The 23927-nt window shown below is 71.3% G+C and carries 13 protein-coding genes and 1 pseudogene; 11 read left to right on the top strand and 3 right to left on the bottom strand.

The features are described from left to right. The first annotated feature begins 436 nt into the window (after positions 1-436). Together QT196_RS27755 and QT196_RS27750 are read left to right on the top strand one after the other, a co-directional pair. Complete coding sequence (locus QT196_RS27755) at positions 437-2716, top strand: M4 family metallopeptidase (protein WP_168481444.1); 2280 nt, start codon at positions 437-439, stop codon at positions 2714-2716. Positions 2717-3003: 287 nt separating this feature from the next. Then, positions 3004-4635, top strand: a complete 1632-nt coding sequence (locus QT196_RS27750; RefSeq protein WP_168481443.1) for a M4 family metallopeptidase — start codon at positions 3004-3006, stop codon at positions 4633-4635. Positions 4636-4782: 147 nt separating this feature from the next. On the opposite strand, the gene QT196_RS27745 is transcribed toward QT196_RS27750, so the two are convergent. Together QT196_RS27745 and QT196_RS27740 are read right to left on the bottom strand one after the other, a co-directional pair. Continuing rightward, complete coding sequence (locus tag QT196_RS27745; RefSeq protein ID WP_168481442.1) at positions 4783-5382, bottom strand: hypothetical protein; 600 nt, start codon at positions 5380-5382, stop codon at positions 4783-4785. 183 nt (positions 5383-5565) lie between these two features. After that, a pseudogene (locus tag QT196_RS27740) lies at positions 5566-6817 on the bottom strand (transposase). A 182-nt stretch (positions 6818-6999) separates the two neighbouring features. Between QT196_RS27740 and QT196_RS27735 the strand changes: the two are divergent. From QT196_RS27735 to glgB, 6 genes are all read left to right on the top strand, one after another. Then, positions 7000-7689 carry a response regulator transcription factor gene (locus QT196_RS27735; RefSeq protein ID WP_290355909.1) on the top strand — a complete coding sequence of 230 codons (690 nt, stop codon included), beginning with the start codon at positions 7000-7002 and terminating at the stop codon, positions 7687-7689. Continuing rightward, a complete protein-coding gene (locus QT196_RS27730; protein WP_290355907.1) occupies positions 7686-9290 on the top strand; it encodes a histidine kinase in 1605 nt (534 codons plus the stop codon). Before QT196_RS27735 ends, QT196_RS27730 begins: the two co-directional genes overlap by 4 nt. Before the next feature lie 630 nt (positions 9291-9920). Beyond that, entirely contained in the window at positions 9921-11924 is a 2004-nt protein-coding gene (locus QT196_RS27725) for an alpha-1,4-glucan--maltose-1-phosphate maltosyltransferase (RefSeq protein ID WP_290355905.1), read from the top strand. Continuing rightward, positions 11921-13639, top strand: a complete 1719-nt coding sequence (gene treS, locus QT196_RS27720; protein ID WP_168481439.1) for a maltose alpha-D-glucosyltransferase — start codon at positions 11921-11923, stop codon at positions 13637-13639. The genes QT196_RS27725 and treS overlap by 4 nt, the downstream gene beginning before the upstream one ends. Before the next feature lie 388 nt (positions 13640-14027). Continuing rightward, complete coding sequence (locus tag QT196_RS27715) at positions 14028-15536, top strand: phosphotransferase (RefSeq protein ID WP_290355902.1); 1509 nt, start codon at positions 14028-14030, stop codon at positions 15534-15536. 85 nt (positions 15537-15621) lie between these two features. Beyond that, positions 15622-18180, top strand: a complete 2559-nt coding sequence (gene glgB, locus QT196_RS27710) for a 1,4-alpha-glucan branching enzyme (protein ID WP_266733387.1) — start codon at positions 15622-15624, stop codon at positions 18178-18180. Between the two features lie 296 nt (positions 18181-18476). On the opposite strand, the gene QT196_RS27705 is transcribed toward glgB, so the two are convergent. Next, positions 18477-19883: a cation:dicarboxylase symporter family transporter gene (locus QT196_RS27705; protein WP_290355901.1), complete on the bottom strand. Its 1407-nt coding sequence runs from the start codon at positions 19881-19883 to the stop codon at positions 18477-18479. 165 nt (positions 19884-20048) lie between these two features. Between QT196_RS27705 and QT196_RS27700 the strand changes: the two genes are divergently transcribed. The 3 genes from QT196_RS27700 to QT196_RS27690 all read left to right on the top strand — a co-directional run bounded on the left by QT196_RS27700 (position 20049) and on the right by QT196_RS27690 (position 23868). Further along, the gene (locus QT196_RS27700) at positions 20049-21710 is read left to right on the top strand and encodes a sensor histidine kinase (protein ID WP_290355900.1); all 1662 of its coding nucleotides are present in this window, start codon (positions 20049-20051) and stop codon (positions 21708-21710) included. A 49-nt stretch (positions 21711-21759) separates the two neighbouring features. Next, positions 21760-22440, top strand: coding sequence for a response regulator (locus QT196_RS27695; RefSeq protein ID WP_290355899.1), 681 nt, complete (start codon positions 21760-21762; stop codon positions 22438-22440). Positions 22441-22503: 63 nt separating this feature from the next. After that, positions 22504-23868: an extracellular solute-binding protein gene (locus QT196_RS27690; RefSeq protein ID WP_290355898.1), complete on the top strand. Its 1365-nt coding sequence runs from the start codon at positions 22504-22506 to the stop codon at positions 23866-23868. The last annotated feature ends 59 nt before the right edge of the window (positions 23869-23927 follow it).

The following is a 23927-nucleotide window of genomic DNA, read 5'->3' as shown; positions in this document are numbered from 1 at the left end:
GGAGGCCGTAGGTCTCCCGCAGCCGGACCGTAGGAGACGTCCGTACGGGCCGGTCCGTACTCGCCGGTGCGTCCGGCCCGGCCCGAACGGCCGTTCAGCGCCCCGTCCGGCTTCCGGACACCGATTTCGGGCAACGGACGGTTTCCGGCCAATTAGTTGAACGGAGCCTGACAACAAGCCGCTGACGGTGGGACTCTTCCCGGCAACCGCCGCACGGGCCCCACAGCACCACTCCCCGCGGCCGGAAGCTCCACCCGCACCACCCGCACCACCCGCACCACCCGCACTACCTGTTCCACCCGAACACCCAGCACCTCACGTACGTCTCCCCCCACACGCTCCAAGAGTTCTGCCTCGCTCTGCCCGGACGGCCGCTTCGCCGCCCGGTCCCCCTCGGCCGCATCGTCACGTGGCGGCCACCGCAGAAGGAGTCAGTGTGAGACGCACCCCCCATGGACGCGCCGTCGCGACCGGTGCACTCGTCGCCGTCACGGCGATGCTGGCCGTCGGCGTTCAGGCCGGTACCGGCACCGCGGCCGCCCCGCGGCCGGGCAGCACGCATGCCACCCCCGATCCCGGCGCCCTGCCGGCCAAGCTGTCCCCGTCCCAGCGTGCGGAGCTGATACGGGCAGCCGGCGCCACCACCGCCGAGACCGCGCGGCAGCTGAAGCTCGGCGCGAAGGAAAAGCTGGTCGTCAAGGACGTCTCGAAGGATGTCGACGGCACCCTTCACACCCGCTACGAGCGCACCTACGACGGACTGCCCGTCCTCGGCGGTGACCTCGTGGTGCACGAGAGCAAGGGCGGCACGCTCAAGGGCGTCACCAAGGCCGTGCGCTCCCAGCTGAAGGTCGCGAGCACCACCGCGAAGGTGAAGCCCGCCACGGCCGAGGCGAAGGCCGTCAAGGCGGCGCAGGCCCGCGGTTCGGAGAAGACCGAGGCCGCGAAGGCCCCGCGCAAGGTGGTCTGGGTCGCCGACGGCAAGCCGCTGCTGGCGTACGAGACGGTGGTCGGCGGGCTCCAGGACGACGGCACCCCCAGCCAGCTGCACGTCATCACGGACGCCACGACCGGCGCCAAGATCTTCGAGTACCAGGGGATCAAGACCGGCATCGGCAACAGCGAGTACAGCGGCAAGGTCACCCTCGGGACCTCGGGCTCGGCGCCCAACTTCTCGATGACCGACGCCACCCGCGGCGGCCACAAGACGTACGACCTCAAGCACGGCTCGTCCGGCACCGGTTCGCTGTTCACCGACGCCGACGACACCTGGGGCGACGGCACCCCGCAGAACGCCCAGACGGCCGGTGTCGACGCGGCCTACGGCGCCCAGGAGACCTGGGACTACTACAAGAACGTGCACGGCCGCAGCGGCATCAAGGGCGACGGCGTCGGCGCCTACTCCCGCGTCCACTACGGCAACAGCTACGTCAACGCCTTCTGGGACGACGGCTGCTTCTGCATGACGTACGGCGACGGCAGCGGCAACGCCGCCCCGCTGACCGCCATCGACGTGGCCGGCCACGAGATGTCGCACGGTGTCACCGCGGCCACCGCCAACCTCACCTACAGCGGTGAGTCCGGCGGCCTCAACGAGGCGACCTCCGACATCTTCGGTACGGCGGTGGAGTTCTACGCCAACAACACCTCCGACCCCGGTGACTACCTCATCGGCGAGAAGATCGACATCAACGGCGACGGCACCCCGCTGCGCTACATGGACAAGCCGTCCAAGGACGGTGCGTCGGCCGACTACTGGTCGAGCAACGTCGGCAACAAGGACGTGCACTACTCGTCCGGTGTCGCCAACCACTTCTTCTACCTGCTGTCCGAGGGCAGCGGCCCGAAGGACATCGGCGGCGTCCACTACGACAGCCCGACCTCCGACAATCTGCCGGTCCCGGGCATCGGCCGGGCCAACGCCGAGAAGGTCTGGTTCAAGGCACTCAGCCAGTACATGAGCGCCAACACCAACTACGCGGCCGCCCGCACCGCCACCCTCAAGGCCGCCGCCGACCTCTTCGGTGAGGGCAGCGCCTCGTACAACACGGTCGCCAACACCTGGGCGGCGGTCAACGTCGGCGCCCGCGTCCCGGACGGCGGCGGCGTCACCGTCACCAACCCGGGCAACCAGACCGGCACCGTGGGCCAGGCGGCGAGCCTCCAGATCAAGGCGACCAGCGGCACCGCGGGCGCACTGTCGTACGCGGCGACCGGGCTGCCCGCCGGGCTGTCGCTCAACGCCACCACCGGTCTGATCTCCGGTACGCCGACCACGGCCGGGACCAGCAATGTGACGGTCACGGTCACCGACGCCGCGAAGAAGACCGGCACCACCGCCTTCACCTGGACGGTCAACGCGGCCGGCGGCGGCAATGTCTTCGAGAACGCCGCCGATGTGCAGATCCCGGACGCGGGCTCGGCGGTCACCTCGCCGATCAACGTCGGCCGGACCGGCAACGCACCGAGCACGCTGAAGGTCGGCGTGGACATCGTGCACACCTACCGCGGTGACCTGGTCGTGGACCTGATCGCCCCGGACGGCACGGCCTACCGGCTGAAGAACGCCAGCGCGTTCGACTCGGCGGCGAACGTGAAGACCACGTACACCGTCAACGCCTCCTCGGAGAAGGCGAGCGGCACCTGGAAGCTGCGGGTGCAGGACGTCTACTCCCAGGACACCGGTTACATCAACGGCTGGAAGCTGACCTTCTGACCGGGAGGCAGCACTCAGCCGTCACTTCTGTGTGACATAGGCGGGTCATAGATCACGCCACCGCACAACTGACATACGAGGCAAGCACGTTGGGCGTCGTCCCCTGATATCCGGGGGCGGCGCCCAGCTCCGTTATGCGAACGGCGCGCACCTCTCTACGGACAATTTTCAGCCAATACTCGAACACCCTCCTGACATGAACGCGTTCGAATGGCAGTCTTCCCGAACGCACGTCACACCCGCATCGCTTTGCACCCCCACCACTTGGCAAAGTTGAAGGAGCACGCGTGACCCCCCGCATATCCCGTAAGACCCGCGTCATCGGTACCTCGTTCGCCGTCGCGGCCCTCGTGGCCGCCGGCATCACCGCTGGTACCGCCGGCGCCTCCCCCGCCCAGACCCCCACCGCGGACGGTTCGCCCCTCAAGCTCACCGCCTCGCACCGCGCGGAACTGCTGCGCGACGCGAGCGCGACCAAGGCGCAGGCCGCCAAGGAACTGGGCCTGGGCGCGCAGGAGAAGCTGGTCGTCAAGGACGTCATCAAGGACGCCGACGGCACCACGCACACCCGCTACGACCGCACCTACGCCGGCCTGCCGGTGCTGGGCGGCGACCTGATCGTGCACACCGCCAAGGGCGGCGCGGTCAAGAGCACCACCAAGTCGACCGAGAAGCCGGTCAAGGTGGCCTCCACCACGGCGAAGATCGCCCCGACGGCCGCCGCGAAGTCGGCCCAGGGCCTCGCGGTCAAGTCGCTCAGCGCGAAGAAGGCCGACGCGCAGGCGCCCAAGAAGGTCGTCTGGGCCGCCTCCGGCACCCCGGCTCTCGCCTACGACACCGTCGTCAAGGGCGTGAAGAAGGACGGCACGCCGAGCCGGATGCACGTCATCACCGACGCCAACAGCGGCAAGAAGCTGTTCCAGTACGACGACATCCGTACCGGCAAGGGCGAGAGCGAGTACAGCGGCAGCGTCGACCTGGGCACCTCCAAGGAGGGCAGCGGCTTCACGCTGACCGACAAGGAGCGCGGTGGTCACAAGACCACCAACCTGGAGAACGGCGAGTCCGGTGACGGCAAGGCCTTCACGGACGAGGACGACAAGTGGGGCACCGGCAAGCCGGACAACCCGCAGACCGCCGCCGTCGACGCCCACTACGGCGCGGCCGTGACCTGGGACTACTACAAGACCGTGCACGGCCGCAGCGGCATCAAGGGCGACGGCAAGGGCGCCTCGTCCCGCGTGCACTACGGCAAGAGCTACGTCAACGCCTTCTGGGACGACGACTGCTTCTGCATGACGTACGGCGACGGCGAGGGCGACAAGGCCCCGCTGACCGCGCTGGACGTCGCCGCGCACGAGATGTCGCACGGTGTCACCTCCGCCACCGCCAACCTCACCTACAGCGGTGAGTCCGGCGGCCTCAACGAGGGCACCTCGGACATCTTCGGGACCTCGGCCGAGTTCTTCGCCAAGAGCGAGAAGGACCCGGGCGACTACCTCATCGGCGAGAAGATCGACATCAACGGTGACGGTACCCCGCTGCGCTACATGGACAAGCCGTCCAAGGACGGTCAGTCGCAGGACAACTGGGACTCCAAGACCGGTGGCCTGGACCCGCACTACTCCTCGGGTGTCGCCAACCACTTCTTCTACCTGCTGTCCGAGGGCAGCGGCGCGAAGGAGATCGGTGGCGTCAAGTACGACAGCCCGACGGCGGACGGCAAGAAGGTCGAGGGCATCGGCCGGGACAAGGCCGAGAAGATCTGGTTCAAGGCCCTGACCGAGTACATGACCTCGAACACGGACTACAAGGCCGCCCGTGAGGCGACCGTCAAGGCCGCCACCGACCTGTACAAGGCCGGCAGCGCCGAGGTCAAGGGCGTCGAGGCCGCTTGGACCGGTGTCGCCGTCAAGTGACGCAACGTGCGGGAACGTGCTGATCGTCCCGGGGTGATGTGACCCCGGAGCGGGCGGTGTCCGGAGATCCTCCGGGCACCGCCCGCGCGCGTTGCGGGCCCGGATGCGGCCGCCCGGCCCAAGTGCCGCGAGGAGGGCGGCGCTCGGCTACCCGGACGACGCCGGTCCGCTCTCCTTCCGCGCACGGGCCCGGCTGTAAGTCCACACGCCCGCACCCACCAGCACCGCCGCCCCCGCCCCGTACAGCGGCAGCCAGAGCGTGGTCGTGGCCGACAGGCAGTCGGCGACGGCCACATGACTGCGGGCCTGCTGCGCCCGGGCCAGCGCGGGCCGGTCACGACCGGTCAGCTGCGCCAGCTCGGCCTCCGCCCGGAGGCTTTCGTATCTGCCCAGTTCACCGCACCCGCTACGGGTCCCCTCCATCGGGAACAGCCACGCCCAGCGCTGAAGCATCGGCGCCAGGGTGATCGCGACGCACAGACCGACGGTCAGCGCGAACGCGACCAGTTTCCGCACATACGCGGTGCGCAGGCCGGGCGTCCAGGCCGGCAGTGTGTAGAAGGAGCAGACCACCGCGAGCAGCGTCACCCCGACGTAGGTGGCGAACCACTGCCAGGAGCCCTGCGCGAGAGCGGCCGTCAGCACGGCGGCGAGCGCGATGCCGATGACCCCGGCTTCGCCGCCGGTGGCCTGACCCGGGCCGGGGTGTGCCGGTTCCCGGGTGCCGTGCGGACCGGTCTGGTTCACGGGCCTCTCCTGCGGGTCGGTGGCCCTCAGCATCCGGCACCGCCCGACGTCGGCCCCGGCACCGTGCCGGACGGGCCCGGGACCCCGCCCGGTTGGGGGAGAACGCACCCCGCGGCAGCGCGGCCGGGGCAGGCCGGTGCGCCGTTCCCGCCGCTTAGTCTGACGGTTTGACTCCTCCCCCAGCTAAAGCAGGGGGATTCCTGGCTCACGTCGCCTGCGGCCCGGCGGGCCGACAGGTCTTACACGATCAGCACCAGCCGGGTTGAAGACCAGCCCGGACCAGCATCACGCGGGCGGAGTTCTTATCCCTGGGGGATACGGCTCCGCACGCGGTGCAGGCATAGGTTCTCTCGGAAAGAGGCAGTGCGTGCTTGGTTCTCGCTCCGCACCGCGCACAGTCCATCGTGGTGTGCGCGGGATGCACCAGATGCACGGCCCGCCCGTGCTTGCGGCCCATCTCGGCCAACGCCGCCTTGGTGGCACCGATCGCGGCATCGGCGGCCTTACGGGCCATCGAGGACTTGGCAAGGAACTTCGGGCGGAAGTCCTCCACAGCCAAAGCATCATGATCACGGACCACGCGCTTAGCCCACTTGCGGGCAGTGTCCTGACGCTGCCGGGACACCTTCTTGTGCAGCTTCGCGGTCTGCCGCTTCGCTTCGCGGTAACCCTTCGACGCAGCCTGCCCCTTCGCGGGTCTGCGGCGGGCCATCATCCGCTGGTACTTCGCAAGGCGCTGCGCAGCCTTCTTCCCGTACTGCGGGTGGGGAAGGTCGTGGTCGTCGGATGTGGTGGTCGCGGTCTGCGTCACGCCCCAGTCGATCCCGATCACACGACCAGTGGCAGGCAGGTCCTCGGGCACGGCGGGCACGACGAAGGAGGCGTACCAGGCGCCGGTACTGTCGCGGTATACCCGCACCGAGGACGGCGGCCTGGGCAGGTCCCGCGACCACACCACCCTCACCACGGTGCCACCCGCCAGGTGCAGGCGGCCATCCTTAAGACGAAAACCCCGCCTGGTGTATTCGAGGGTGGGAAGCGCGTCACGCTTCCTCTTGTACTTCGGCATCCCCGCCCGCTGCCGCACCGGCAACCGGGCCCCGATGTCCTTCAGCGCCTTCGCCCGAGACCTGCCGAAGACGCGTATCAGCTGCTGCTGCGGAACGCATGCGCCTTCACCCAGCCACTCAGTACGGGCGCGGGCCTCGGTCAGCATCGCGGCGAGCTGCACCGGACCACACGTACGCTTCTCCGCCCCCTCAGGACGGGTCCTGTTCCAAGCACCCACCTGCCTGGACTTGGCCACGCACTCATTCCACACCCACCGGCACCGGTCCCACTCCGCTTCCAGTGCAGCCCGGGCCGTGGACGACACACGAAGCCGGTAGACGAACCGCGCGTGCCCGCCACCCGCTGCCTTCGCTTCCGCCGCCATGAACACCAACCTACCCGGGAGGACTGACAGTTGAGAGCTCCTGACCCATATTCGCCGCCTCACCACCACTGCGGATCGACACCGATCCGCCCTGACGGCGAATCGGCCTTCCCTGCCCCGCTCACGCGGGAGCTTCCCTTCCTCACCCGGCCAAAGCCGGGCGTATGCACGAAGGAAACACGATGACTGAGTCCCGCGGCGGCCCGCCCGTCAGCAGTACCAGGGTCCTCCTCGCCGACGACGAACCCTTGATGCGGGCCGGTGTGCGCGCGATCCTCGGCACGGCGCCCGATATCGAGGTCGTCGCGGAGGCCGCCGACGGCCGCGAGACGATCGACCAGGCGCTCCGGCACCGGCCCGACGTCTGTCTGCTGGACATCCGGATGCCGCGGCTGGACGGCCTCGGGGTCGCCGCGGAGCTGGCCAGGGCGCTGCCCGCCACCGCCGTCGTGATGCTGACGACGTTCTCCGAGGACGAGTACATCGCCGGCGCCCTCGGCTCGGGCGCGGCCGGCTTCCTCCTCAAGTCCGGCGATCCGCGGGAGCTGATCGCCGGGGTCCGGGCCGTCGCCGAGGGCGGCTCCTGTCTCTCCCCGTCCGTCGCCCGGCGCGTCATCTCGCACCTGGGAGGCGGGCAGTTGGGCCGCGGGGCGGCCGCCCGCGCCCGGGTCGCCGAGCTGACCGGGCGGGAGCGCGAGGTGCTCGGGCTGATCGGCGCCGGGCTGTCCAACGCGGAGATCGCCCAGCGGCTGTTCCTGGTAGAGGGCACCGTCAAGGCGCATGTCAGCGCGATCCTCGCCCGGCTGGGCTTCCGGAACCGCGTCCAGGCGGCGATCCTCGCGTACGAGGCGGGCCTGGTCCCGGCGTCATGACGTGGTGGAAGCGCCCGGACGCCCGGCGGCTGCGCGCCCACGCCCCCGCGCTGGGACTCTGGCTCGCGCTGTGCGGTCCGGCGGCGCTCGTCGTCGCCTCCCTCGACGGCGCCCAGCGGTGGGCCACCGCGGCCGCCTTCCCGCTGCTCGGCGTCTGCGTGCTGGTGCGCCGGCGCAGTCCGCTGACGGCGCTGGCGCTGCCGGTCGCGCCGAGCCTGGTGATCTCGCTGGATCTGTTCACCACCGGCTACTGCGCCGCGCTGGCGGCGTTCGGCTATCTGGCCGGGGTCCGGCTGTCCCGGGCCCGCCCCGCGCTGTGGATCTTCTCCGCCGTGGCGGCCGGCGGGCTGCCGCTGGCCGCGGTGGTGGGCCGCACGGTGTGGCCGTGGTTCTCGCTGCTGTTGACGCTGCTGCTCAATGGGGTGCTGCCGTGGCTGCTGGGCCGCTACCGCCGGCAGTACGCCGCACTCGCCCGTACGGGCTGGCAGCTCGCCGAGCGGATGGAGCGCGAACAGCAGGCCGTCGCCGATCGCACCCGGCTGCGCGAACGCGCCCGGATCGCCGGTGACATGCATGACTCCCTCGGCCATGACCTGGCCCTGATCGCCCTGCGGGCCGGGGCGCTGGAGGTCGATCCGCGGCTGGACGCGGACCGGCAGGCGGCGGCCGGTGAGCTGCGGGCCGCGGCCGGGACGGCGACCGAACGGCTGCGGGAGATCATCGGCGTGCTGCGCACGGAGGACGAGAGCGCGCCCCGGGCACCGGCCGACGAGAGTGTGGCGGGGCTGGTGGAGCGGACGCGCGCGTCCGGGATGACGGTGACGCTGGAGCAGGCGGACGACACCGGGACCGGCACGCTTCCGGCCATGACCGGACACGCCCTGCACCGCGTCGTCCAGGAGTCCCTGACCAATGCCGCCAAACACGCCCCCGGCGCGGCCGTCCGGGTGCGGATCGGACAGGCCGCCGGGCAGGTGCAGGTCACGGTGGCCAACACCGCCGGACCGGGCGGTCCGGGGGCCGGGCCGGGAGCAGGGCAGGGGGCCGGTTCGGAAGCCGGGCCGGTCTCCGGCGGCAGCGGGCTGGTGGGGCTGGACGAGCGGGTACGGCTGGCGGGCGGCGCGCTGCGGGCCGGTCCCGACCCGGAGGGCGGTTTCACGGTCTTGGCCCGGCTGCCGACCGCCGACGGCGCCCTCCCGGAGTCCCTCGCCCGCCCCGAACCCAGCACGTCCCAGCGGGAGTTGGCGTACGCCCAGCGGCAGGTGCGGCGCCGGCTCCGGCAGATGGTGGCGGCCCCGGTGGCACTGCTGGTGGCCCTGGTGGTGCTGAGCACCCTCTACCACCTGGTCAGCCCGTCCTGGACGGTGCTGGAGCGGGAGCGTTACACGGCGCTCCGCCTCGGCGCCGACCGCTCCCGGGTGGAGCCCCAGCTGCCGTTCTTCGCCCTGGACGCCCCGCCGGACGGCACCCCGCCACCACCACACGACTGGACCTGTATCTACTACAGCGTCCGCCCCGGCTCCGACTCCGCCTACCAGCTCTGCTTCACCGACGACGAGCGGCTGGCCAAGAAGAGCGTGGTGCACCGCCGGGACCGCTAGGGCGAGCCCTCCTGGCGCCATGCCGTACGCCCTCCGGACCGACCCCGCCGGACCGACCCCCTCAACTCATCCCTGCCGAAGGTGACTTACCCTCCCGACTCCACCCCGGCGCCCCCTACCGCCCCGTCCGCCGATATGGCTGATTCCACCCCCTCATGCGCTCTTGTACGGACTCCCTCCTGGAGAGAGGCTGCGGTGTGGCGCCGATGGGCCCCGGCGCGGCACCGGACATCCGCACACCGCAACTCCGCTGTGATCAGACCGAGTTGAGGAGGCGAACGCCGACCGTGTCAGCGCAGCGCCGCAGTCGCCCGCGCGGGGGCAGGAAGTGCCCGCCGGATCATGGCGGGCGCGTGGTGACCGACCGGTGCGGCCCGGCCCGCCGGGCGTCCCGGCCGTCGCCCGGAGCAGGGTCCCCCGGGTCCACCCGGCACCCGCATGGCCCACCCGCACCGGATCCATCGGGGGAACCACCGGCCGGGGCCGGGAAAGCACCGACCCGCCCCACCGTGCCATCCGCCAGCCGAGTGAAAGCGGACAGGAGCGCCCATGCCCGCACCCGGTCCGCCTGCCGTGGAGCGGATACAAAGGACAAAACCCCGCAAAGCATCACAAGCCCAGGTGAGCCCAATGATCGGTCGCATTCCTGTTCTGGACATCCGCCCGCAGATCGATTGCGGCCGCCGCCCGGCGAAGGCCGTGGTGGGTGAGACTTTCGAGGTCTCGGCCACCATCTTCCGCGAAGGGCATGACGCGGTCGCGGCGAATGTGGTGCTGCGCAATCCGGCCGGGCGCTGCGGCCCCTGGACGCCGATGCAGGAGCGGGCGCCCGGCTCCGACCGGTGGAGCGCCGAGGTCACCCCCGGTATCGAGGGCCGCTGGACGTTCACCGTGGAGGCCTGGTCCGATCCGGTCGCCACCTGGCGGCGGCATGCCGCCATCAAGATCCCGGCGGGGATCGACACCGAGCTGATGCTCGCCGAGGGCGCGGAGCTCCATGAGCGGGCGGCCGCGGAGGTCCCCAAGAGTGACGGGCGGGAGGCGGTGCTCGCCGCCGTGGACGCGCTCCGTGACGCCGGGCGGTCCGCCGCGACCCGGCTGGCCGCGGCGCTCGCCCCGCAGGTCACCGAGGCGCTGGCCCGCCATCCGCTGCGCGAACTGCTCACCGTCTCGCGTCCGATGCCGCTGGTCGTCGAGCGCCGGCGGGCCCTGTACGGCTCGTGGTACGAGCTGTTCCCGCGCTCCGAGGGCGCCGCCGTCACCCCGGACGGCACGGCCGTCAGCGGCACCCTGCGCACCGCCGCCGACCGGCTGCCGGCGATCGCCGCCATGGGCTTCGACGTGGTCTATCTCCCGCCCGTCCACCCCATCGGCACCGCCTTCCGCAAGGGCCCCAACAACGCGCTCACGGCCGGCCCGGACGATGTCGGCTCCCCCTGGGCCATCGGCTCACCGGCCGGCGGCCATGACGCCCTCCACCCGGACCTGGGCACCTTCGACGACTTCGCACACTTCGTCCGCACCGCCCGTGACCTGCGGATGGAGGTGGCCCTGGACTTTGCGCTCCAGTGCTCCCCGGACCACCCCTGGGTCACCCTGCACCCCCAGTGGTTCCACCACCGCGCGGACGGCTCGATCGCCTACGCCGAGAACCCGCCGAAGAAGTACCAGGACATCTACCCCCTGGCCTTCGACACCGACTTCCGCGGGCTGGTCCGCGAGACCGAACGCGTACTGCGCTTCTGGATGGCCAAGGGCGTCCGGATCTTCCGGGTGGACAACCCCCACACCAAGCCGGTGGCCTTCTGGGAGAAGGTGATCGGCGACATCAACCGCACCGATCCGGACGTGCTCTTCCTCGCCGAGGCGTTCACCCGCCCGGCCATGCTGCACACTCTCGCGCAGATCGGCTTCCACCAGTCGTACACCTACTTCACCTGGCGTAACACCAAGCAGGAGCTGACCGACTACCTCACCGAACTGACCGGCGAGAGCGCCTCCTACCTGCGGCCCAATTTTTTTGTGAACACCCCGGACATCCTGCACGCCTACCTCCAGGAGGGCGGCCGCCCCGCCTTCGAGGTACGCGCCGTACTGGCCGCCACCCTGTCCCCCACCTGGGGTGTCTACGCCGGATATGAGCTCTGCGAGTCGACGCCGGTACGCCGCGGCAGCGAGGAGTACCTCGACTCGGAGAAGTACCAACTCAGGCCGCGCGACTGGGATGCGGCGGCCCGGGAGGGACGCACCGTCGCCCCCCTGATCACCACGCTCAACCGCATCCGCCGCCGGCACCCTGCCCTGCAGCAGCTGCGCCATCTGCATTTCCACCACGTCGACAACGAGGCCGTCCTCGCCTACTCCAAGCGCGAGGGGACCGGCGACCGCGCCGACACGGTGCTCACGGTGGTCAACCTCGACCCGCACCACACCCACGAGGCGACGGTGTCGTTGGACATGCCGGAACTCGGCCTCGGCCGGCACGAGTCCTTTCCGGTGCGCGATGAGCTCACCGGCGACACCTACCACTGGGGCAGGGACAACTATGTGCGCCTGGAGCCGGGCCGCTCACTCGCGCCCGCCCATGTGCTGTCGCTGCGACCGTCCTCACCGATCGGAGGGTCACCCAATTGATCGTCAATGAGCCTGTCCCCGACACATTCGAGGACACCCCGGCGAAGGACCGCGATCCCGACTGGTTCAAACGGGCCGTTTTCTACGAAGTCCTGGTGCGCTCCTTCCAGGACAGCAACGGCGACGGCATCGGCGACCTCAAGGGCATCACGGCCAAGCTCGACTATCTGCAATGGCTGGGGGTGGACTGCCTCTGGCTGCCGCCGTTCTTCAAATCCCCACTGCGGGACGGTGGTTACGATGTCGCCGACTACACCGCGGTGCTCCCCGAATTCGGCGACCTGGCCGATTTCGTGGAATTCGTGGACGCCGCACACCACCGCGGTATGCGGGTCATCATCGACATGGTGATGAACCACACCAGCGACCAGCACCCGTGGTTCCAGGAGTCGCGCACCGACCCCGAGGGGCCGTACGGCGACTATTACGTCTGGGCCGACGACGACAAGCAGTACGCCGACGCCCGCATCATCTTCGTCGACACCGAGGCCTCCAACTGGACCTTCGACCCGGTCCGCAAGCAGTACTACTGGCACCGCTTCTTCTCCCACCAGCCGGATCTCAACTACGAGAACCCGGCGGTCCAGGAGGAGATGATCTCCGCCCTGTGCTTCTGGCTCGATCTGGGGATCGACGGTTTCCGGCTGGACGCGGTGCCGTATCTCTACGCCGAGGAGGGCACCAACTGCGAGAATCTTCCCGCCTCGCACGCCTTCCTCAAGCGGGTCCGGGCGGAAATCGACGCGCATTATCCGGACACCGTGCTGCTGGCCGAGGCCAATCAGTGGCCGGAGGATGTCGTCGACTACTTCGGCGATTACGGCGTCGGCGGCGACGAATGCCATATGGCCTTCCACTTCCCGGTCATGCCGCGCATCTTCATGGCGGTACGCCGCGAATCGCGCTATCCGGTCTCGGAAATCCTCGCCAAGACCCCGGCGATCCCGTCCGGCTGCCAGTGGGGCATCTTCCTGCGTAACCACGACGAGCTGACCCTCGAAATGGTCACGGACGAAGAGCGCGACTACATGTACGCGGAGTACGCCAAGGATCCGCGCATGCGGGCCAATATCGGCATTCGCCGGCGGCTGGCCACGCTGCTCGACAACGACCGCAATCAGATCGAGCTCTTCACCGCCCTGCTGCTGTCCCTGCCGGGTTCGCCGATCCTCTATTACGGCGACGAGATCGGCATGGGCGACAACATCTGGCTCGGCGACCGGGACGCGGTGCGCACCCCGATGCAGTGGACGCCGGACCGCAACGCCGGCTTCTCCTCCTGCGACCCGGGCCGGCTCTTCCTGCCGACCATCATGGATCCCGTCTACGGCTACCAGGTCACCAATGTCGAGGCCGCGATGAGTTCGCCCTCCTCGCTGCTGCACTGGACCCGGCGGATGATCGAGATCCGTAAGCAGAATCCGGCGTTCGGGCTCGGCAGCTACACCGAGCTGTCCTCCACGAACCCGGCGGTGCTGGCCTTCCTGCGGGAGGCGCCGGGCACCGGCGGCGCGGACGACGACCTGGTGCTGTGCGTGCACAACTTCTCGCGCTTCGCCCAGCCCACGGAGCTGGACCTGCGGTCGTTCAGCGGCCGCCATCCGGTGGAACTCATCGGCGGCGTCCGCTTCCCCGCCATCGGGGAGCTGCCGTATCTGCTGACCCTCGCCGGCCACGGCTTCTACTGGTTCCGGCTGCGCAGAAATTCCGGTTAGCGCCGGTGCCCTGACCGGGCACGGGCGCCGGAAAGACGCCCGTACGCGGCCACCCGGCACGTACGGGCGTTTTTTGACCTTTCGTTCGGGCAGTCTCCCTTTTACCGCACGGGCCGGGTGAGCCACCGCCGGTCCCCCGGCTCGGGAGGGGCCCGCCGCGCAGCGGAACAGCGCACGCCGGAAGACCGCTGCCGTACGGACGCTCTCGCCCGCTCGGGCGTGTCCGCAAGGTCCCGTCATCCGCCGCGAGCCGGACGGGACCCTGCGGACACGGCCGAGCCCCGGGACTCCGTCTGGGGGTACCCCCACCGCGCCGCCGCACAGTCAAGGCCGCATTCCGGGACACTTCGTCCTATATGTCGTGTGCCCGGGGAAAGGACGCGACGCCATGTCGGACACCGCCTCGACCCGTGCCACCCGCAACACCCCTGATCGCCGCCCGCTCGTCTCCGCCCCCGATCTGCTGTCCTCGCTGGTCCCCCTGCTCGCCGACTGGGTGCCCCGACAGCGCTGGTTCGCCGGCAAGGGGCGGCTGGTCACCGGCTTCACCCTGCTCTCGGCGACCGAACTGCTGCCGTGCACCGGCGACGGCACCGCACCGGGCCTGCTGCAACTGCTCGTCCGCGCCCAGCAGAGCGCACCACCGAGCCGGACACCGGCCGGCGGCGACCGCTACCAGCTGCTGCTGGGGGTGCACCCCGCGCCGCCGCCCCAGCTGGCGCCCGCCGTGATCGGACGCCCCGGCGGCGGACCGCTGCGCGGCCGCACCGTCTATGACGCACTGCTCGACAGCCGGCTCTGCGGGCTGCTGCTGGAGCGGCTGCGGGTCCCGGGCCGGCTCGGGGCGCTGCGCTTCTGCCGGGAGCCCGATGCCGACATCCCCTCCGGGCTGCCGGGCCGGCCGATCGCCGTCGAGCAGTCCAACTCCTCAATCGTCTACGGCGATTCGTTCATCCTGAAGGTCTTCCGGCGGATCGAGCCGGGCATCAACCCGGATCTGGAGCTGCCGCGCGCCCTCGCGGACGCCAAGTGCGCACGGGTGCCCGCGCCCGCGGCATGGTTCGAGTCGGCGGCCCCCGACGAGGACGGCGAGCCGACCACGCTGGGTGTGCTCCAGCCCTTCCTGCCGGGTTCGGCGGACGGCTGGCAGCTGGCGCTGAACGCGCTGGCCGTACGCGCCGACTTCACCGGTTCGGCGCGGGCGCTCGGCCATGCCACCGCCGAGGTGCACACCGCGCTCGCCCAGACGCTGCCGACCACCGAGCTGCGCCGCCCGCAGCTGGAGGTGATCGCCGCCCAGATGACCGAGCGGCTGACGGCCACCGCCCGCGCCGTGCCCGTGCTCCAGCCCTACCGGGCCCGGCTGCGGACCGCCTTCGACGCGCTGGCCGCGATCGGCCACGACGGCCGCAGCTGGGCCGCCCAGCGCATCCACGGCGATCTGCACCTGGGCCAGACGCTGCGCTCCGCCGACGAGGGCCGCTGGTCGCTGATCGACTTCGAGGGCGAACCGGCCCGCCCGCTCGCCGAGCGACGCCGGCCGCAGCCCGCGGTGCGTGATGTCGCGGCGATGCTGCGCTCCTTCGACTACGCCGCGCGCAGCGGCCCTGCGGGCGGCGACCCCTGGTCGCTGGAGTGGGCGCGGCGCACCCGGGACGCCTACTGCCTCGGCTACGCGGAGGCCGGCGGGCTCGATCCGCGCTCCGCGCCCGAACTGATGCGCGCCTATGAGACCGACAAGGCCGTCTACGAAGTGCTCTACGAGGCCCGGCACCGGCCCGACTGGCTGGCCGTCCCGATGGCCGCCATCCGGCGCCTGGCGGCGGGCGGGGAGCGGGCCGCGGGCATGGACGGGACCGGCCCCTCCCGGGCCGCCGGGCCCGACGGCCGGGGGTGAGGCGCCGCAGCCGAACCGCCGCACCGCCACCCGTCCGCCCCCGAGCCCCGACCGCTGCCCCGCCCCGCCCCGAGGAGGCCCTCTCGTGACCGCCCGCCCCACGCCCGCCCATTCGGCCGGACCCCCCTCCGGCTCTCCGTCACCCGACAGCGATGCGGCCGGAAGGGCTGCCTCCCCCTCAGGGTCTCCGGCGTCCCGCCCCACCCCTCCCGGCACTGTTCCCGGCACCGCGCCCGCCCCGGGTACGGCCTACGGCAGCGCGGCGGGGCGGCCCGGCCACACGGCCGCGCCCCGGCCGTCGGCGACCGGCGCCGCGACGACCGGTGGGAACACCGCCGGTCCCACCTTCGCCGCCCGGCCGTCCGGCCTCCGGGACCCGGCCGCGGTGCCCGGCCGGACCGGCGGGCCCGCGGGCCCGTCCCGTACGGAGCAGCCGAAGGGCAGCCACGGGGTGCGGGCCGCCGCACCGCTGTCCGACGAGGACCGCGGCCGGCTGCTGGGCGGTGCCCATCACGATCCGCACGGGCTGCTCGGCGCCCATCCCGTACGCGGCGGGCTGCTTCTGCGGGTCCTGCGGCCGTATGCGAAGGGCGTCACCGTCCTGGCGAAGGGGCTGCGGGCCGATCTGCCGGCCGAGGGGGACGGGCTGTTCGCCGGGGTGCTGCCGCTGCGCACCGTCCCGGACTACGAGCTGCTGGTCGACTACGGCGACCACACCGTGACCGTGCGGGACCCCTACCGCTTTCTGCCCGCGCTCGGCGAGCTGGATCTGCATCTGTTCGGTGAGGGCCGGCACGAGCAGCTGTGGCAGGCGCTCGGCGCGCGGATCATGGAGCACCAGGGCGTGACCGGCACCCGGTTCACGGTCTGGGCCCCCAACGCCCAGGGCGTCCGGGTCGTCGGCGACTTCAACTACTGGGACGGCACCGGCTTCCCGATGCGCTCGCTGGGCTCGTCCGGGGTCTGGGAGCTCTTCCTCCCGGGCCTCGGCGCGGGCGAGCTGTACAAGTTCGAGATCACCCGGCCGGACGGCTCCCGGACCCTGCGCGGCGACCCGATGGCCCGTCGGACCGAGTGTCCGCCGGACACCGCCTCGATCGTGGAGGCGTCGCACTACCACTGGAACGACGCCGACTGGATGGCCCGGCGCGGCGCGCGCCCCGTGCACGAGGCCCCGTTCTCCGTCTACGAGGTGCATCTCCCCTCCTGGCGCCCCGGCCTGACCTACCGCCAGCTGGCCGCGCAGCTCCCCGGCTACGTCAAGGACCTGGGCTTCACCCACGTCGAGTTCATGCCGGTCTCCGAGCATCCCTTCGGTGGCTCCTGGGGCTATCAGGTGACCGGGTTCTACGCGCCCACCGCGCGGATGGGCACCCCGGACGACTTCCGGTTCCTGATCGACGCGCTGCACCGGGCCGGCATCGGGGTGCTGATGGACTGGGTGCCGGCGCACTTCCCGCGCGATGACTGGGCGCTGGCGGAGTTCGACGGCCGCCCGCTCTACGAGCCGCAGGATCCGGCACGGGCCGCGCACCCGGACTGGGGCACCCTGGAGTTCGACTACGGCCGGACCGAGGTCCGTAACTTCCTGGTCGCCAACGCCGTCTACTGGTGCCAGGAGTTCCATATCGACGGGCTCCGGGTGGACGCCGTCGCCTCGATGCTCTATCTCGACTACTCCCGCGAGGACGGCGGCTGGACACCGAATGAGCACGGTGGCCGGGAGAACCTCGATGCGGTCGCCTTCCTCCAGGAGATGAACGCGACGGTCTACCGCCGCTGCCCCGGCGTCGTCACCATCGCCGAGGAGTCCACCGCCTGGGACGGTGTCACCCGCGCCACGCACCATGCCGGGCCCGGCGGCTTCGGCGGTCTGGGCTTCGGCCTGAAGTGGAACATGGGCTGGATGCATGACTCCCTCGGCTATGTCTCCAAGGATCCGGTGCACCGGAAGTACCACCACGGCGAGATGACCTTCTCCATGATCTACGCCTACTCCGAGAACTATGTGCTGCCGATCTCGCATGACGAGGTGGTGCACGGCAAGCGCGCCCTGGTGTCGAAGATGCCCGGTGACTGGTGGCAGCAGCGCGCCGGCCACCGGGCCTACCTCGGCTTCATGTGGGCCCACCCCGGCAAGCAACTCCTCTTCATGGGGCAGGAGTTCGCCCAGGGCGCGGAGTGGGCGGAGAGCCATGGACCGGACTGGTGGCTGCTCGACTCCTCCTACGAAGCGGAGCCGGACCACCGCGGCGTACGTGATCTCGTGCGCGAGCTGAACCGTCATTACGCCGCCACGCCCGCGCTGTGGGAGCGCGACACAGACCCGGCCGGTTTCTCCTGGATCGACGGCGAGGCGAGCGAGGACAATGTCTTCCCCTTCCTGCGCTTCGCCGCCGACGAGTCCCCGCTGATCTCGGTCACCAACTTCTCCCCCGTCGTCCGCCGGGCCTACCGGCTCGGCGTCCCCGACCGTGTCCCCGCCTGGCGCGAGGTCCTCAACACCGATGACCCGCGCTACGGCGGCAGCGGCGTCGGCAACCCCGGCACCCTGAAGGCCGAACCCACTCCCTGGAACGGCCGCTCCGCCTCCCTCGCCCTGGTGCTCCCCCCACTGGCCACCCTCTGGCTACGACCGTCCTGATCCCTCACGGCTGATGGTTGTCGGACCCTGCTTCCACTGCTGCGGCTCCCCCGCCGAACAGATCCGTCCCCCACGTCGCTATGGCCCGTTCCTCCTTGTTCGCACCCCCGCGCGGCCGGCGCCGGCCGACCGCGTTCTCCCTGTCATCTGCATGGTGCCAGGGGGCACTGACAATCCCTCCGCGGCCAGGAAACGCGCAGGTCGGAGCGGTAGTTGAGGGCGATGGCGGCGGGGTGCGCCGAAGGGGCGGGTGCCGTGTCCGGCACCCGCCCCTTCTCCCCTCCTGAGGCCCGGGGTCAGACCTTGGCGGACGCCTTCTCCGCGCCGCCGTCCCGCGGCGCGACGACCGGCGCGGCGGCCGGCTGCGGGTGTGCGTCGACGGCCAGCGTCTTCTCGTCGAACGGCACCTGTCCGGCGAGCACTTCGGCCACCCGGCCCTTGTCGATCTCCTTGGTCCAGGTGCCGATGAGCACGGTGGCCACCGCGTTGCCGGCGAAGTTGGTCAGGGCGCGCGCCTCGCTCATGAAGCGGTCGATGCCGACGATCAGGCCGACGCCGTCGACCAGTTCGGGGCGGTGCGACTGGAGACCGCCGGCCAGCGTCGCCAGGCCCGCGCCGGTGACCCCGGCCGCCCCCTTCGACGCGATGACCATGAACACCAGCAGCGAGATCTGCTGGCCGAGCGGGAGCGGCTTGCCCATCGCCTCGGCCACGAACAGCGAGGACATCGTCAGGTAGATGGCGGTGCCGTCGAGGTTGAAGCTGTAGCCGGTGGGGACGGTGATGCCGACCACCGGCTTGCTGACGCCCAGGTGCTCCATCTTTGCGATCAGCCGGGGCAGCGCCGACTCCGAGGAGGAGGTGGACAGGATCAGCAGGAATTCCCGGCCGAGGTACTTCAGCAGCAGGAAGATGTTGACGCCGGCGACCAGCCGGAGCAGCGTGCCGAGCACCACGATCACGAACAGCAGACAGGTGACGTAGAAGCCGACCATGATGACGGCGAGGGACTTCAGCGCGTCCAGGCCGGTCTCGCCGACCACCGCCGCGATGGCGCCGAAGGCACCCACCGGCGCCGCCCACATGATCATGGCCAGGACCCGGAAGACCAGCTTCTGGAGGTGCCCGACACCGCGCAGCACCGGCTCGCCCGCCGAGCCCAGCGCCTGGAGACCGAAGCCGACCAGCAGCGCCACCAGCAGCGTCTGGAGCACCTCACCCTGGGTGAAGGCGGAGACCAGCGTCGTGGGGATCATGCCGAGCAGGAACTCGGGCAGCGACTCGCCGCCGCCCTCGGTCTGCGCGTGCCCGGCGTGCTTGACGGTCTCGGTCAGATGGAGGCCGGAGCCGGGGTCCAGCAGGTTGCCGACGACCAGGCCGATGGCGAGCGCGACGGTGGACATCACCATGAAGTAGCCGAGGGCCAGGCCGCCGACCGCGCCGACCTTGGCGGCCTTCCGCACCGAGCCGACTCCCAGCACGATGGTGCAGAAGATGACCGGCGAGATCATCATCTTGATCAGGTTCACGAACCCGGTGCCGAGCGGCTTGAGCTGGACGGCGACACCGGGCGCGGCGAAGCCCACGACGATGCCGAGCAGCACCGCCCCGATCACGGCGATGTAGAGGAAATGGGTCCGGTCCCGCTTCACGGGCGCGGTCTCCTCGGTGGTGCCCCCACGCGGCGGGGTCTGTGCAGCCACGGCTGCCTCCTCGGTCTACGGCTGTGCGCTGATCTGCGGCGCTGTCACACCACAAGTTCCGGTGACTATGCACGCCACTGTGGCGCCCGTCACCCTTACGTACATTTCGTTCACGTAAAAGTGACCGTGCAGACGGTTTCCCGGTCACCGTGCAGACTGTTCTGCATGCGACTCCCCCGACCCCGCCCGTCCCGCCGGCTGCGCGGCCCCCGCAGCCTGGCCGGGCAGCTGTTCGCCATGCAGGTGGTGCTGGTGGCGGTGGTCGTCATGGGCTGCGCGCTCTTCGCGTACGTCAGCGCCGGGCGGCAGGCGGAGGAGACCGCGCGGCGGCAGGCGACCGCGGCGGCCACCGCCGTCGCCGACTCCCCGGCGGTCGTGGCGGCGGCCCGCACCAAGGACCCGACGGCCGCGCTCCAGCCGTACAGCGAACGGCTGCGGCACGACGCCGGGGTCGACTTCGTGGTGATCATGTCGCCGAAGGGCATCCGCTGGACGCACCCCGAGCCGTCCGCGATCGGCAAGAAGTACTTCGGGCACATCGGCCCGGCGCTGCGCGGCGAGATCTTCCCGGAGACGCATCTGGGGGTGCTCGGGCCGTCCGTACGCGTCGTCGCGCCGGTGCGCGACCCCGGGCGCGGCGGCCGGATCACGGCGCTGGTCAGCTCCGGGATCACCATCGAGACGATCAGTGAGCAGCTGCGCGACCAGGTGCTGGCGCTGGTGGGCGTGGCCGCCGCGGCGCTGGCGCTCGGCGGCCTGGGGACGTATGTGATCAACGCCCGGCTGCGGCGGCACACCCACGGGATGAACGCCGGGGAACTCAGCCGGATGCACGACTACCACCAGGCCGCGCTGCACGCCGTACGCGAGGGGCTGCTCATGCTCGACGGGCAGCGCAGGGTCGCCCTGATCAACGACGGCGGACGGGAGCTGCTGGGGCTGTCCGACGACGCGGTGGGCCGCCGGGTCACCGAGCTGGGGCTGCCGGAGCCGCTGACCGAGACGCTCCTGGAGCCCGGACCGCGGGTCGACGAGCTCCAGCTGACCAGCGAGCGGGTCCTGGTCGTCAACTCCTCGCCGGTCTCCGGCGGTGAGCAGCGGGGCAGTGTCGTGACCCTGCGCGACCACACCGAACTCCAGGCGCTCTCGGGGGAGTTGGACTCGGTGCGCGGCTTCACCGAGGCGCTGCGCTCGCAGGCCCACGAGGCCGCCAACCGGCTGCACACCGTGGTCTCGCTGATCGAACTGGGGCGGGCCGAGGAGGCCGTGGAGTTCGCCACCACGGAGCTGGAGCTGGCGCAGGCGCTGACCGATCAGGTCGTCGGCGCGGTGTCCGAGCCGGTACTCGCGGCGCTGCTGCTCGGCAAGGCGGCCCAGGCCAACGAGCGCGGCGTCGACCTGAAGCTGACGCCCGACAGCCGGATCGACGACGGGCTGCTGCCGCCCGGTCTGCCGGCCCGCGATCTGGTCACCGTGCTGGGTAATCTGCTGGACAACGCCATCGACGCCGCCGCGCCGACCCAGGAGCACGGCGCCACCGAGCCGCCCCGGGTGCGGGTCACCGCACGGGCGGACGGGAGTGAGCTGCTGCTGCGGGTGGCGGACACCGGGCCGGGGGTGGCCGCGGAGGCCGCGGAGGAGATCTTCCGCCGGGGCTGGAGCACCAAGCCGAGCACGGCGGCGCCCGCCCGGGGCCGCGGGCTGGGCCTGGCCCTGGTCCAGCAGGCGGTCCGCCGCAACGGCGGCACCGTCGCGCTGGACCGGGCGGCGGAGGGCGGCGCGCGGTTCACCGTACGGCTGCCGCTGCGGGCCGGGGCCGCGAGATGAGCGGCCGCCCGCCCTGCGCGGACCGCCCGGCGGCGAGAGGATGGCTGCGGTGACCCCCTCCGACATCCGGGTCCTCGTCGTCGAGGACGATCCGGTCGCGGCCGACGCCCACGCCCTGTACGTGGAGCGGGTGCCCGGCTTCACCGTCTCCGGCACCGTGCACTCCGGCACCGACGCCCGCCGCCACCTCGAACAGCACGCCGTCGATCTGCTGCTGCTCGACCTCTACCTGCCCGACGGCCACGGGCTCCAGCTGGTGCGTACGCTGCGCGCGGCCGGGCACACCGCCGACATCATCGCGGTCACCTCCGCCCGGGATCTGACGATGGTGCGCGAGGGCGTCTCGCTGGGCGTGGTGCAGTACGTCCTCAAGCCGTTCACCTTCGCCACTTTGCGCGACCGGCTCACCCGCTATGCGGAGTTCCGGGCCGCCACCGGCGAGGCCAGCGGGCAGGACGAGGTGGACCGGGCGATCGCCGCGCTGCGCGCACCGCGTCCGGCCGCGCTGCCCAAGGGGCTGACCGCCGCCACCCTCCAGGCGGTGACCACCGTGCTGCGGGCCGCCGGGAGCGGGCTGACGGCGACCGAGGCGGCCGCCGACGTGGGCATCTCGCGGATCACCGCCCGCCGTTATCTCGAACATCTGGTGGAGAGCGGACGGGCCGCCCGCGCCCCGCAGTACGGCCAGGTGGGCCGTCCGGAATTGCGCTATCGCTGGTCGGGCCATTGACCCACTGTGACCGGTGACTTACTTTCAGCGGGCAGGACACCGTGGTTAGTTGGAGGTCGTGCCGTGCGCCCCACCGCCCCGCTGATGCTTCTCGCCGCCGCCGTCGTGGCCGCCGGCACGCTCACCGCCTGCGGCAGCGGGTCCGGGAGCGACGCCGGCACCGTCAAGGTCGCCTTCATCAAGGACACCAACGGCAAGGTCACCGTCCGGGACGACTATGTCCGGCTGATCGCACGGCAGTTCGAGAAGGACCACCCCGGCAAGAAGGTCCGGCTCATCCCGATCCAGGCGTCCGAGAACGACTACTACACCAAGATCCAGCAGATGATGCGCTCCCCGCGGACCGCACCGGACGTGGTCTACGAGGACACCTTCCTGGTCAACTCCGATATCACCGCGGGGCTGTTACGGCCGCTGGACCCCTATCTGCGCACCTGGGACGACTGGCGGCAGTTCCAGCCGGCCGCGAAGGCCGCGGCCAGGGGGCAGGACGGCCGGACGTACGGCGTCCCGGACGGTACGGACACCCGCGGACTGTGGTTCAACAAGAAGATCTTCAAGAAGGCCGGACTGCCCGCCGACTGGCGGCCCCGGACCTGGGACGAGGTGCTGGACGCGGCCCGGACGGTCAAGCGCGAGGTCCCCGGCGTCATCCCGCTGAACGTCTTCACCGGCAAGGGCGCCGGCGAGGCCGCCGTGATGCAGGGCTTCGAGATGCTGCTCTACGGCACCGGCGAGCACCAGCTCTACGACCCGGGCGCGAAGAAGTGGGTCACCGGCACCCGGGGCTTCCGGGACAGCCTGACGTTCCTCGACACGGTCTACAAGGAGCGGCTCGGGCCCGAGGTCTCCGATGCGCTCAGCCCCAACATCCAGACCAATGTGGCCGCCGAGCTGCTGCCCGAGGAGAAGCTGGCGATCGACCTCGACGGCTCCTGGCTGGGCCAGCAGTGGCAGAAGACGGGCGGCGGCAACCCCTGGCCCGAGTGGTCGGCCACGCTCGGGCAGGCCCCGTTCCCCACCCAGCACGGTGCCCCGCCCGGCAAGGTCAGCCTGGCCGGTGGCTGGACGTGGTCGGTGCCGCAAAAGGCCCAGCAGCCCGATCTGGCCTGGAAGTTGATCGAGACCTTCCAGTCGAAGCCGAATGCCCTGGAGTGGTGCGTACGCGGCGCCCAGATCGCGGTGCGCAAGGACGTCGCGGCCGACCCCCGCTACCGGACGTCGGTGCCCGGCATCGGCTTCTTCACCGGTCTGGTCGGGATCAGCCGGTACCGGCCCGCGCTGCCCGAGTACCCCCGGGTGGCCGCGGCGATCGGCGAGGCGATGGAGGCGGTCACCGCCGATGACGCCTCGCCGGACAAGGCGGCCGCGGACTACGACACGACGCTGAAGTCCCTGGTCGGCGGCCGCACGGTCGCCAAGCCGTGACCAGCGCCGTCGCCCGGGCCGCGGCCCGCGCCCGGCGGCCCGGCGCCCCGCCCGCCGGC

The organism is Streptomyces sp. P9-2B-2 (assembly GCF_030406865.1).
Lineage (GTDB): Bacteria > Actinomycetota > Actinomycetes > Streptomycetales > Streptomycetaceae > Streptomyces > Streptomyces platensis.
This window is presented reverse-complemented; position numbering and strand designations above follow the sequence as displayed.